Origin of the sequence: Pseudomonas alliivorans (assembly GCF_017826695.1) — a bacterium.
Classification (GTDB): domain Bacteria; phylum Pseudomonadota; class Gammaproteobacteria; order Pseudomonadales; family Pseudomonadaceae; genus Aquipseudomonas; species Aquipseudomonas alliivorans.
Window position 1 is genome coordinate 566,693 of sequence record NZ_JAFFZW010000002.1, and the last position, 12,484, is coordinate 579,176.

11 protein-coding genes and 1 pseudogene are annotated in these 12,484 nt (G+C 60.7%); 3 read left to right on the plus strand and 9 right to left on the minus strand.

Going from position 1 to position 12,484, the window contains the following annotated elements; all coding sequences use genetic code 11:
- Window positions 1–245: 245 nt before the first annotated feature.
- Genes JTJ32_RS07120 through JTJ32_RS07130 form a run of 3 tightly spaced genes read right to left on the minus strand, consistent with a single transcriptional unit; the run spans window position 246 to window position 3,309 of the window.
- Entirely contained in the window at window positions 246–1,646 is a 1,401-nt protein-coding gene (locus tag JTJ32_RS07120; protein WP_210041569.1) for an LLM class flavin-dependent oxidoreductase, read from the minus strand.
- A 4-nt stretch (window positions 1,647–1,650) separates the two neighbouring features.
- Window positions 1,651–2,091, minus strand: coding sequence for an acyl-CoA dehydrogenase family protein (locus JTJ32_RS07125; protein ID WP_210041570.1), 441 nt, complete (start codon window positions 2,089–2,091; stop codon window positions 1,651–1,653).
- Between the two features lie 15 nt (window positions 2,092–2,106).
- The gene (locus JTJ32_RS07130) at window positions 2,107–3,309 is read right to left on the minus strand and encodes an SfnB family sulfur acquisition oxidoreductase (RefSeq protein ID WP_210041573.1); all 1,203 of its coding nucleotides are present in this window, start codon (window positions 3,307–3,309) and stop codon (window positions 2,107–2,109) included.
- 292 nt (window positions 3,310–3,601) lie between these two features.
- Here JTJ32_RS07130 and JTJ32_RS07135 point away from each other — a divergent pair, with 292 nt between their 5' ends.
- Together JTJ32_RS07135 and JTJ32_RS07140 are read left to right on the plus strand one after the other, a co-directional pair.
- On the plus strand, window positions 3,602–3,799 hold the full coding sequence (locus JTJ32_RS07135; RefSeq protein WP_210041574.1) for a hypothetical protein: 198 nt from the start codon (window positions 3,602–3,604) through the stop codon (window positions 3,797–3,799).
- An 83-nt stretch (window positions 3,800–3,882) separates the two neighbouring features.
- Window positions 3,883–5,121, plus strand: a complete 1,239-nt coding sequence (locus tag JTJ32_RS07140) for an acyl-CoA dehydrogenase family protein (protein WP_210041575.1) — start codon at window positions 3,883–3,885, stop codon at window positions 5,119–5,121.
- Window positions 5,122–5,130: 9 nt separating this feature from the next.
- Here JTJ32_RS07140 and JTJ32_RS07145 read toward each other — a convergent pair whose 3' ends face one another.
- The 6 genes and pseudogenes from JTJ32_RS07145 to JTJ32_RS26705 all read right to left on the minus strand — a co-directional run.
- Window positions 5,131–6,117 (minus strand): ABC transporter permease, encoded by a 987-nt coding sequence (locus JTJ32_RS07145; RefSeq protein ID WP_184322638.1) that lies wholly within the window; start codon window positions 6,115–6,117, stop codon window positions 5,131–5,133.
- A complete protein-coding gene (locus tag JTJ32_RS07150; RefSeq protein ID WP_210041576.1) occupies window positions 6,114–7,118 on the minus strand; it encodes an ABC transporter permease in 1,005 nt (334 codons plus the stop codon). The genes JTJ32_RS07145 and JTJ32_RS07150 overlap by 4 nt, the downstream gene beginning before the upstream one ends.
- Window positions 7,105–8,661 carry a sugar ABC transporter ATP-binding protein gene (locus JTJ32_RS07155; RefSeq protein ID WP_210041577.1) on the minus strand — a complete coding sequence of 519 codons (1,557 nt, stop codon included), beginning with the start codon at window positions 8,659–8,661 and terminating at the stop codon, window positions 7,105–7,107. The genes JTJ32_RS07150 and JTJ32_RS07155 overlap by 14 nt, the downstream gene beginning before the upstream one ends.
- Window positions 8,662–8,674: 13 nt before the next feature.
- Window positions 8,675–9,676 carry a sugar ABC transporter substrate-binding protein gene (locus JTJ32_RS07160; protein WP_210041578.1) on the minus strand — a complete coding sequence of 334 codons (1,002 nt, stop codon included), beginning with the start codon at window positions 9,674–9,676 and terminating at the stop codon, window positions 8,675–8,677.
- A gap of 334 nt (window positions 9,677–10,010) precedes the next feature.
- Complete coding sequence (locus tag JTJ32_RS26700) at window positions 10,011–11,057, minus strand: methyl-accepting chemotaxis protein (RefSeq protein ID WP_408004590.1); 1,047 nt, start codon at window positions 11,055–11,057, stop codon at window positions 10,011–10,013.
- A gap of 57 nt (window positions 11,058–11,114) precedes the next feature.
- Window positions 11,115–11,639, minus strand: a pseudogene (locus JTJ32_RS26705) (MCP four helix bundle domain-containing protein); the annotation flags it as partial.
- A gap of 242 nt (window positions 11,640–11,881) precedes the next feature.
- On the opposite strand from JTJ32_RS26705, the gene JTJ32_RS07170 reads away from it, so the two are divergent.
- Window positions 11,882–12,310, plus strand: a complete 429-nt coding sequence (locus tag JTJ32_RS07170) for a VirK family protein (protein WP_184322633.1) — start codon at window positions 11,882–11,884, stop codon at window positions 12,308–12,310.
- Window positions 12,311–12,484: the final 174 nt, after the last annotated feature.

Below are 12,484 nucleotides of genomic sequence, written 5' to 3' on the forward strand. Positions count from 1 at the left end.
ATTCCGGCCATCACCCGTGACCTTGTAAACGGTGACACGAAGGCTCAGCGACGGGGCATACAGGCTGGTTACATCAGGAGGGAGGCTGTCTGGCGGGGCTCAGGACCTGGTCCGAACGGGCCGGGGCCTGAGGGCTGGCGAATCTGGCATCGAGGCTGAAGCCAGCCCTGGCCGAACCAGGCAGCCTGATCGGCACGCCGGGTTGGCCTGGTCCTGTCCAAGGTATGAGTGAAAGATCCGACGCTTCAGGCGCTCTGCGGCTCGCGATGACGATTCAACGCTGCCAGATCACGAAACGCCGCGCCCGGATGAGAGGCCTGCAGACGCGGTCCGTTGTCGAACAGCTTCTCGCGTAATGTGCCCTGAGCGTATTCGGTCTTGTACACACCGCGCTTCTGCAACTCCGGCACCAGCAGCTCGACCGCATCGATGAAGGTTTCGTGCGTCAGTGCGTACGCCAGATTGAAGCCATCGACATCGGTGTCTTCGACCCATTCCTGCAACAGGTCGGCCACTGTTTCCGGGCTGCCGACAAACAGCGGACCGAAACCACCGATGCCAACCCAGTCGGCCAGTGCCTGCGGGGTCCAGATTGTATCGGGGTCGGCGGTGGAGAACGTTTCCACGGCCGACTGAATGGCATTGGTATGCACGTGCCTGAGGGGTTCATCGGGTCTGAACTGGCTGAAATCGATGCCGGTCCAGCCGGAAATCAACGCCATTGCACCCTCATAGCTGACCCAGCTTTTGTACTCCTCGAACCTGGCTTTCGCCTTGACATCGGTCTCGCCCAAAATTACGGTCTGCAGGTTGAAGATCAGCACGCTGGACGGATCCCGCCCCGCCTCGGCCGTGCGCCGGCGAATGTCGGCGACTGTTTTCTTCAGTAGCACTTTTGACGGCGAGGCGACAAACACGCATTCGGCATGCTCGGCGGCGAACTGCTTGCCCCGGCTGGACGCACCGGCCTGATACAACACAGGCGTGCGCTGTGGCGAGGGTTCGCACAGGTGGATACCGGGCACCTGAAAGTGCTTGCCGACATGACGAATCTCATGAATTTTGCTCGGGTCGCTGAACACGCGTCGCTCCCGGTCACGCAGAATCGCGCCGTCTTCCCAACTGCCTTCCCAGAGCTTGTAGCAGACCTCCAGGTATTCCTCGGCGAAGTCATAGCGGGCATCGTGTTCGGTCAGGGTTTTCTGGCCCAGATTTTTTGCCCCGCTTTCCAGGTAGGACGTCACGATGTTCCACCCTGCCCGGCCCTTGGTCAGGTGATCAAGGGTCGACAGACGTCGGGCGAACGGGTACGGGTGCTCGAACGACAGCGACGCAGTGAGCCCAAAGCCCAGATGCTCGGTAACCAGCGCCATCGGCGGAATCAACTGCAGCGGATCATTGACCGGCACCTGCGTGGCCTGGCGTATCGCCGCCTCGCCGTTGCCGCGATAGACGTCGTAAATGCCCAGCACATCTGCGATGAACAGGCCATCGAACTTGCCGCGCTCCAGAATCCTGGCCAGATCGGTCCAGTACTCCAGGTCCTTGTATTGCCAGGACCGGTCACGCGGATGGGCCCACAGGCCCGGTGATTGATGCCCCACGCAGTTCATGTCGAAGGCATTGAGGCGAATTTGACGGGACATGCAGTCACTCCTGAAGCTGAGGCGGGGCAACGCCGTTGAGGCGATGGTTGCCCAGCACCTGATAGTGCCAGCGCAGCGGTTCACGACCGGTCTGCGGCGGCAGGGACTGACGCTGGCCGGTCAGTTCGTACTGCACGTTGTCCACCGCCAGCAACGCATCGGCACTGGCAATGACCGCTTCGGTGCTGGCGATCAGGCGCGGCTCGGGAGAGCCTTCAAGCGTCTGTGCCCGCTCCAGCAGCGCTGCCGCCAAGTCGATGCGGATCTGCAGATCGCCAATCTTGCCGATCACGTAAGGCTCCTCGACGATGCGCTGCACATCGCTGAACGCCCAGGGCTGGCCCTGTTCACGCAGATAATCGAGGGTCTGCTGCAAGCCTCGCCGTGCGTCGTTCAGGTCTTCGGCAGCAACCGCCAGTTGGGTGTCGATAATTGAATGAGACAAATGACTGCTCCTTGATCAGTTCCAGGCATGGCGCGGCGGCGCGACACCGTTGAGTACGCGATTGCCGATCAGGTGATATTTCCAGCGAGCGGGATCGTGCAGCGTGTGGGTTCTGGCGTTGCGCCAATGGCGATCCAGGTTCAGCGAGCCCAGTACCGAGCGGGTGCCGGCCAGTTCGAACAGCTTGCTGCTGACCAGCAAGGCAATCTGCGCCGACAGCACCTTTGCCTGAGCGACAACCACCGAAGCGTGCGCAACACTGGCTTCACTGGGTTCGGCCAGCGCCTGATCGATAGCCTGCCCGGCCCTGGCCAGGATTGCGTCGGTGCCGTGCAGTCGCCATTGCAGATCGCCGATGGTTGCGATGCTGAACGGGTCTTGCCAGCCGAAGTCCTGTTTGCTGTCGATCCACGGCCGCGCCAGTCGCGCATGCCTGAGGGTTTCCTCGAACGCGCCGTGGGCGATGCCAGTGTCGACAGCCGCCTGAATGATTTGCGAAATCGGACCATGCGCCGTGGGTTCGTCAAACGCCCGGTGCGCAGGAATCACTGCACTTCTGGGCACCGTCACGGCCCTCAGAACAGCGCCACCGCTGGCCGTGGTGCGCTGGCCGAACCCATCCCAGCTATCGATGATGGTCAGGCCGGGACTGTCGCGCTCCACAAATGCGATAAACGCATTGTCCTGCTCATCCACGCCCACCACAGGCACAATGTGAGCGAACAACGCTCCGGTGCAGTAAAACTTCTCACCGTCCACCACGGCCCGTTCGCCATCAAAGCGGATGCGGGTCTGGAAAGTACCGGCGTTCTTGCTTTTCGACTCCGAGAACGCGTTGCCGAAGCGATAGCCCGCCAGCGCCTTGGCGAAGTAATGGCGCTTCTGCTCTTCGGTGCCGGTCTGTAACAGGATGTCGAGAATACCCAGATGATTCTGAGGGATCTGTCCCAACGAAGGGTCGGCGGCCGAGATGATCCTGATCACCTCGGCGACCGTCACATAAGACACCCCGGCGCCGCCGTAGGCTTTCGGCACAGTGATGGCCCACAGGCCGCTGGCGGAGAATTCATCCAGTTCCGCAATGGGCAGACGGCGCTCGCGATCACGGACCGAGGCCTCTTCGGCAAAACGCACGGCAAGCGCTCTGGCGACCTCAATGGCCTCGGCATCCGAGGTGATGACATGGGCCCTTGGCGGGCTTTTAACAGGGTGGCTCATGGGCAGGTTCCTGATCATCGATAACAGGTTGAAAACGGCTCAACACGCACGATTCAGGTATTGCACAGGCCGTGCCTGAACATGACTTTCCTTTGAATACAGTCAGTTGCAGAACACTCTTGAAGCAGCATCAGCATCTACATGAACAGATTGTTCAAAGGCTGTTGCTGGGAGAACAGCAGCGTGTTCACCGCGCTGCCGCGCCCTGCCAGTGATGATGAATGTCCTCGCGCCCGGCCGTCTGTTACGGGTCTGAGCCTGGATCAGCGACGCCTGAGGCAGTGAATGAGGCATGAAGGCTTTCGTCGAAGGAAGGATCGAAGGTGCCATAGCAGCGAATGTGCCATACCGTAAAACCCTGCAGATCAACACGTTGCGAAACCTGATGCAAAACGTTCGGTGTTCGGTTTGCAGCCAAGCTGTTGAGGCGCTGTTGCAAGGCCAACATCTGCAACTGCCCAAAAAACAAATAGTCTTAAAAATCAATTGATTGGATTCAGGCACAGACCCTGCAATGACCTGAGCGACCTCTCATTGGCCGAGTGCCAATCTTCCAGCGCTCAGGAGCACTGCATGACTTTATCGACCGACGCCAACCCGCTGTCCCTTGGAACCGACTATGAAGCCCTCGCCAACCGCTTCCGCCCGATCTTTCGTGAGATCGGCGCGGGCGCGGTCGAGCGCGAAAAAGGCCGGAGCCTGCCCTTCGAACCCATTGCCTGGCTCAGGCAGGCAGGCTTTGGCGCAGTCCGCGTGCCGAAGGCATACGGCGGCAGCGGTGCTTCGGTGGGCCAACTGTTTCAGTTGCTGATCGAACTGGCCGAAGCGGATTCGAACATTCCACAAGCGTTGCGCGCGCATTTCGCTTTTGTTGAAGACCGCCTGAATGCCCCCGCCAGCCCCGACCGGGACAAATGGTTTGCGCGTTTCGTTGCAGGTGATCTGATCGGCAACGGCTGGACCGAAGTCGGCGCAGTGAAGATCGGCGACGTGATCACCAAGGTCAGTGCCCGGGGTGACGGTTTTGTGCTCAACGGCCGCAAGTTCTACAGCACAGGCAGCATCTTCGCGGACTGGATCGATGTGTACGCCCAGCGTGCCGACAACGGTGCCGACGTGATCGCTGTGGTCGATGCGCACCATGCCGGCGTGCGTCACAGCGATGACTGGGATGGATTCGGCCAGCGCACCACCGGCAGCGGCACGTCCGTCTACGAGAACGTGCCGCTGCCCGCCGAACACGTGATCCCGTTCGAGCAGCGTTTCAAATATCAGACGGCTTTTTATCAGCTGGTATTGCTGGCCGTGCTGGCAGGCATTGGTCGGGCCGTCGAGCGGGATATCGCCCAGGAAGTGCGGGATCGCAAGCGCGTTTTCAGCACCGGCAACGCCGACAGCGTGAGCCAGGACGCCCAGGTGCAACAGGTGGTCGGGCAGATTGCAGCGCAGGTCTACGCGGCCGAGGCGGCTACCCTGCGTTCGGCAGAACCTCTGCAGCGCGCTTATCTGGCCCGGTTCGGCAACGATGCGCAACTGGAGAAGGACGCCAACATCGCCGCTGAAATCGAGACCGCGAAAGCGCAGGTGATCGTCTCGGAACTGGTATTGCGCACAGCCACCGACCTGTTCAACGCACTCGGCGCATCGGGGGTCAGCGTCAACAAGGCGCTGGACCGCCACTGGCGCAACGCACGCACGGCGGCTTCGCACAATCCGCTGATCTACAAGGCACGCATCGTCGGCGACTGGCGCATCAACGGCACAGAGCCGCCTTATGTCTGGCAGATCGGCAACGGCTCGGGCAAGGCCTGAGCCGCTGTGTCAGTGAGCATCCCGTAGCAGGTGGCGACTGGCGAAACTGAAGGCCAGCACCAGAAAGATCAGCGCTCCGGTCGCCACCTGTTGCCAATAGAAATTCCAGCCAATCAGCAACAACCCATTGGCAATCACGTTGATGAACAGCACGCCCAATAACGTTCCGACAATGTTGGGCCGTCCCTGACGACTCAAGGTGGTGCCCATGAATACTGCGCCAATCGCGCTGATCAGGTAGGCATTGCCCGACATCGGCACGTAGGCGTTGACCGTCGAGCCAAGCAGAATGCCCGCCACCGCGCAGGCCAGTGCGCTGCCGACAAACACTTGAACGGCAATGCGCCGGATCGACAGACCCGAGTAATACGCCAGTTGTGGCTGCGAACCCACCGCCAGAATCTCGCGCCCCAGACGCCCGCGCGCCAGCACCAGGCCGTAACCGCCTGCCATTGACGCGACCAGCCAGACTGGCAACGGCAACCCCAGAATCACCAGACCGGTTATGCCAGGTAACACCCCCTGAGCGATATAGATCGGCTGCCCGCCATCCGACAGCAACTGCTGCACGCTGGTGCCAATGAACAGCGTGCCCAGCGTCGCCAGAAACGGCGAAATGCGCAGACCGGCAATCAACAGCGCGTTGAACGCCCCGGCCGCGCCGCCCGCCAACAACGCGACGACCACCGCAACGCCCAGCCCGTAGCCGCCATTGAGCGCGACCACAAACGCCAGGCTGGCAAAGTCCACGGCGGTACCCACCGACAGGTCGATTCCGCCCGCCGCCACTGCCCAGGTCATGCCGACCGCGACGATTGCCAGCAGCACGAAGTTGTTCAGGATCAGACTCGACAGGTTGCCCCAGCTCAGGAAACCCGGTGCCTCCAGCGCGAAGAACACCAGAATGACAAGGATGAGTACCGGTAACGTGGCCGTCAGCAAACGCGGCAAAAAGCTGTTTCGTGCCGATGAAGCAGTCAGGGTCAGCGTACTCATTGTTCACCCTCCGGTTGGCCGACGGCGCCGGAAAAGGCCACCACCAGCAGAATCAGCACGCCTTGCACGCCGTTGACCCAGAAGCTGGAAATGTTCAGCAACTGGAAGCCATTGATGAGAAAACCCAACAGCAGGGTCGCCAGCAGGGTCCCGGGAATGTTGGCGGTCAGACGTCTGGAAAACACCGAACCGAGAAAGGCAATCGCCACCACCGACAGCAGCAGGTCGCCAGAACCGGTCGTGCTGCCGCTGAACACCGCGGCGGAACAGAATGCAGCCAAGGCCGCGCAGGTTCCGGCGATCAGGTACGTGGAGAACACATAACCACGGGGATTCAAACCGGCCGCTATCGCTGCCAGCGGGTATTGGCCAATGGCGTACAGGCGCAGGCCGTAGGCGCTGCGCTGAATGACCACATGCAACACGGCAGCCACGCTCAACAGCACCCAGGCCAGGGCCGGTACGCCCAGCCATTCACCCGAAGCCAACACGTCCAACAGCGCAGAGTCAGTGGCCAGCACGGTATTCTGGGTCAGCACCAGTTCCAGCCCTGCGACCAGGTTCATGCTTGCCAGGGTTGCCAGCAACGGCGGTAATCGGAGAAACACGACCGCCAGCCCATTCGATGCACCGACCAACAGACCGCAGCCCAATGTAAGCGCTACCGCTTGCCAGGTTTCCAGCCCCGCGTTGTTCAAGCTGCTGTAGACCGCCGCGCATAACCCCAGATTGGCCGCGAGCGACAGGTCCAGCCCGCCGCGAACCACGTTGGAGCCGCCGCCGATCACCACGCAGGTCAGCCCCAGCGCGAGAATGCCCAGTACCGCAGATTGGGCAAACACGTTGCTGAGGTTGCCGACGCTCAGGAAGTTCGGCGCACTCAGGGCAAACCCCAACAGAATGATCAGAAACACCAGCAGGGAGCCGCGCTGCGCAAGACGCAGCAGCCACCCTGAAGACGGGCCGGAGGGGTCACGAATGGATATTTCAAGCCCGGACATGTTTGCGCTCCTCATGGGCCTGATCAATGACTGTTTCGCGCTCGCTGGCCCCGGTGGCGCAGGCCAGCAACTCATCGCTGTCGGTGGTGCGCGCGTCGAATTCACCCGCGGTCCGGCCCCGGTGCAGCACTACGATGCGCTGCGTGATCCCGATCAGCTCCGGCAGGTCCGACGACAGCACCAGAACCGCAGCACCGCCCTCGGCCAGCCTGGCGATCAGCCGATAGATTTCGGTCTTGGCGCCGATATCGACACCCACACTCGGCTCGTCGAGCAAATACAACGACGACTGTCGGCTGAGCCATTTGGCCAGCGCAACTTTCTGCTGATTGCCACCGCTGAGCGATTGCACTGCGCTGCCCTGCCCCGAGGTCTTTATTGCCAACTCATGGATCAGCCGCTCGCTCTCGCGAACCTGCGCCTTGCCGTCCAGCAGGCCCCAGCGGCTGAACCGGCCCAGACTGGCCAGCGTGATGTTTTCCAGCACCGAAAGCGCTGGCGCGATGCCGTGGCTGCGACGCTCTTCCGGCACCAATGCAATGCCATGGCGAACTGCGTCGCGTGGCGACTTCAACCGAAGCGGCTTACCCTTGAGAAGCAGTTCGCCCCGAGAGGGTTTAACCAGCCCGAACAGACTCTTGAGCAACTCCTTGGCGCCGGAACCGACCAGTCCGGTCAGACCGACCACCTCGCCGCGTCCTACTGTGAGGTCAATGCCTTCGTAAGCCTGGTCCGCGCCGAGTCCTTTCAGCTCAAGCACTGGCGGCCCAGGGGTCGTCCGGGCCCGGGGATACAGCTCACCGACATCGCGGTTGACCATCAGCCGGGCGATCTGCGCAGTACTGGTGACAGCCGGGTCCACCACTGCCACATCGCGCCCATTACGCAGCACGGTCACCTGATCACACAGCGATTCGATTTCCTGCAGGTAATGCGAGATGTACAGAATCGTCAGCCCTTCATGACGCAGACGCCGCACGATGGACAGCAACCGGTCCACTTCCCGCTTCACCAGCGATACGCTCGGCTCGTCGAACACCAGTATTTTCGGCTTTGCGATCAGTGCGCGGATGATCTGCACAATCTGCCGTTGGGCACTGTCCAGATCACGAATCAGAGCCCCTTTCGGAAACGCCATGGCGAAGTAATCGTGGATCAGCCGAGCGGCCTCACGCTCCTGAGCGCGACGATCCACCCACAGGCCGCGCCTGATCTCCTGACCGAAGAACAGCGCCTCACCCACCGTGAAGCTTCCAGGCAGCAAGCGCTCCTGATGAATGAACTGCACGCCCAGCGTTTCGACCTGACGCGGCGTGAAAACATCGAAAGACTCGCCATGAACGCTCAGGCTGCCCTTGTCGGCCTTGTGAATGCCGGCCAGCACCTTGATCAGGGTCGATTTGCCTGCGCCGTTTTCACCGACCAGACCATGAATGGTGCCCGGTTCGACGCGCAGACTGACCCCGTCCAGCGCCTGAGTCGCGCCGAAGCGTTTGCAGATGCCCAGCAGGTGCAAGGCAGGCGGTGACGTCACTGAAGTCATGGTCAACTCCTGTTCAATTGTCGCCGCGAAGCTGTCGCACTTCGGGGAGATTGCCTGCGGTGGTGAGCAAGGTAGGCACCTGGGTTTCCTTCGGCAGATCACGCTGACCGGCCAGATAACGCGCCACGTTCTGCACGGCGGTCTTGCCAATCAATACCGGCTGTTGCGCCACCACAGCGCCGATGGGTGAGTCGCTACGACCCAGCAGCTCCAGCACTTCCGGCGTGCCGTCCACGCCATAGGTCTTGATCTCGGTTCGTCCGGCATCGATCAGCGCCTTGCTCGCACCCAGCTGAGGAATGTCCCAGGCCGACCAGATGGCCGAGACGCTGCCCTTGGGGTATTTGTTGAGCAAGGCCGAGACCTGCGAGTAAGCGTCTTGAACGGTATTGGGGATGACATCGCGCAGCTCGGGCTCGATGACCTTCAGCTCGGGGTGGTCCTTGAGCGCCAGCTTGAGCTGGTCGTAGCGAATCGCGCAGACCGGCACGCCGTAAAAGCCGTTGAACACCAGAACGTTGCCCTTGCCACCGGCATCCTTGATCAGTTGCCCGGCCAGCGCCTTGCCGGTGGCAATATTGTCGGAGGTGGTGTTGTTGAGGCTGTACTGCGATGGCGCATCGATGGTGAACAGCGGAATGCCCGCCTTGCTGATGCGCCTGAGCCAGGGATCGATGACGCTGAGCGTACCGAGCGTCTGGATGACCGCATCCGGTTTCTGGGTAATCACGGTCTGCAACTGGTTCACCAGATTCTTGTCGTTACGCCCTGCATCCAGGGTAATGGGTGTGCCGCCCAGACGCTTGACCTCATCCACCTGCGCCTGAAACGCCTTGATATCGAAGTAATGGCTGGTGCCGGTCATGCTGATCGCGATGCGCTTGCCCGCCAGCAATGGAACGTCGCTGTCATCGGCCTGCGCAGAGGTGCCCATGCAGGCGGCCATTAACGTCAGCGCCAGCGCAGGCCAGCGTTTGCCAAAGCGATTGAAAGTCGGAAAAACGGCATCGGGCATCGAGGTAGCTCCGCAGATTCAGGACAGGAATCCGAGGAGCAGTGCACAGGTCGTGCCTGAGCGAGGCGCTGAGGGTTGCACATCGCTGTGAGGCACGGTTCCAGGTGCTTTCAGGGCTTTGGCCTGATGCCACGTAACGTGATTGCGGGCTGAAGAACAGCCAACCGCGCCGCGCAAATTGCCGATCTGCTGTTGCAGGGACAACAGCGCACGACGCGTCGAGGAAACGCTATTTTTGCGAGAATGCCCTTGCCTCCCTCACACAGCAGCCGCCTCGACGCTGCCGATCGTGCCCATCACTCCGCGTGGGCATGCATCCCGCCCTGGCCCGGCCTCAACGCAACGTGAATTGACCAAGCGTGGTATTCAAACCATTGGCCAGCTCTGCCAGCGACTGACTGGCACTGCCGGTCTGCCCGGTGCGGACCGCCGAGTGCGCGGACAGGTCGCGAATGCGCACCAGGTTGCGGTCCACTTCACGTGCGACCTCTGCCTGCTGCTCAGAAGCGGTGGCAATCAGGGTGTTGCGCTCGTCGATGACCGCAACCGAGGCCGCAATCAATGCCAGTGCCGCGTTGGCCGACTCGGCCTGCTGCCGGGTCCTTTGCGCCTGTTTGGTACTGACCTCAAGGGCTGTCAACGTGCTTTGAGTGCCCTGCTGGATATGACCGATCATGGTTTCGATCTCGCGGGTCGACTCACTGGTGCGATGCGCCAGCGCGCGTACTTCATCGGCAACCACTGCGAAGCCACGCCCTGCATCTCCGGCGCGAGCGGCTTCGATAGCCGCGTTGAGCGCCAGCAGGTTGGTCTGCTCCGACACTGCGCGAATGACGTCCAGCACCTTGGTGATGTCCAGCGTCCGGGTCGCCAGTGACTTGGCTTCGTGAGACGCAGTGCCAACGTTTTGCGTCAGCTCTTGAATCGATTGGACGGTGTGATTGAGCTCTTCCTGACCCTGAAGTGCCGATAACGAAGACGCCTTGGATTCCTGCGAAGTAGCCACCGCATTACGTGCCACCTCGTCCACGGCCTGACTCATCTCGGTCACCGCCGTTGCGGCCATTTCGATTTCGCTGTTCTGCGCCACCAGATCATTGTTGCTGTCGACAATGAGTGCGTTCATCTCTTCGGTTGCCGAGGCCAGCTGGTTCGCCGCATCGCCCACGTGGGTCAGGGTCTTGCTCAGACTCAGACGCATCTGCTCCATCGATTGCAGCAACAGCGCAGCTTCATCAGTGCCATCACGGTTCACGCCAGTAGGCCGCAAATCGCCCGAGGCGATGGTTTCCGAGGTTAGCAGCGCCTGACTGATAGGCACCGAAAGGCTGCGCGACAGGCGCCAGGCAAGCAGCACGGTCAGCAATACGGCCAGCAGCATGACCGCAAAGGTGACCGTGAATGCCTGGTCATAAACGCTGGTGGCGTTGGCGCTCGACTCCTCTTCAGAGGCGTCATTGAGCTTTTCCAGCTTGCCGACCAGTGCTTCCATGCTTTCAGCGATGCTTTTCATCTCGACCCAGGCCAACTGCTGGCCGGCCTCGATCTGATTGTCCTTCACCAGTTGGTAGACCCGCTCGGCCCCCTCGGCATAAGACTGATAACCCGCACCGAGCTGATTGATCAAAGCCCGCTCGTCCTCGGAGGTAATCAACGGCGTATAAGCCTGGATCGCCTTCTGAAAACCGGCCTTTTTTTCCAGCAATTCCGCATGAACCTGATCAACCTGCTGAGCCGTGCGCGTCGACAGCATTTTCATCGCCGTGGTACGGGTTTTCTCGAACGCCAGCGCGATGTCGTCGCCCAACGCAATCCCCGGCAGCGAGTCGTTCTCGATTTCCAGGGATTGTTCGCGAATGCTGCGCAGTTGCTGAAGGCTGAAAACACCGAGCCCGATGACGAGGACCACCATCAGCGTAAAGCAGACGGCGGTTCTGACTGCGATTTTCAGCTGTCTCAGCATTTCGAATCCTCTTCCTCAAATATGGCGACCATATTGCCACCATCATTTGTATCGGCAGATGTCTGAAAAGGATGATCGGACAAACTTTCATGCAGGCCACCGCAACAGGAGGCCCACTGGGAAAAAGCCTTATGGTAGGGTTCGCGCTGCCCAATAACCCCGGACTTGACCGGTCTCTGTCACCTCCAACGCTCTTTTGGCAGGGTAACAAAGTGGCCGGTCTGCATTGCTGGAGAGTCATCATGAAACGTTACTGCGCTGCATTCGTCGCCCTGTCACTGCCCGCCTTCGCGTGCGCCGGCGATGCCCTTCGCGACCAGCCTTCAATCATCAAAGCCCTGAACACCGGAGAATCTGTTTCGGTGGTGATTGACCTTGGACAGTGCACGTCGTCGATCAAAGGTGCCGAGCCGTCAAAGACTCAAGGAGGCAAACGCATCGACGCCTACCGGATCACCGCCGACGGGATGCTGGCGTTCTCGGACACACACTTCACGCTTGATCGCGACAACAAGCCCATCGAGCAATTCATCCGCTACCGCGTGAAGCCCGACGGCAAAGCCGATTTCAGCATGACCACGCTCAGTGTTCCCGGTTACCAGCAGACCGGGCAGGCTGTGAGTTATGACTGCGCGATCAACAAGGGTTTGAGCTTTTTCACGGCGAAGTAGGATTTTTGCATCCAACGCAGGCTCAGCCAGGGCCTGCCGAGGTGTTTGCAACTGCCGCGCAAGCCTGCCAGTCAGTTGTTCATCCAGCTGAAGCCATTGAGCATTGCTCACACACTCCCCCGCCTCTAAATCTGCTGAACCTTTCTACAGTCGGTCTCGTCCCAGCCTTATCAA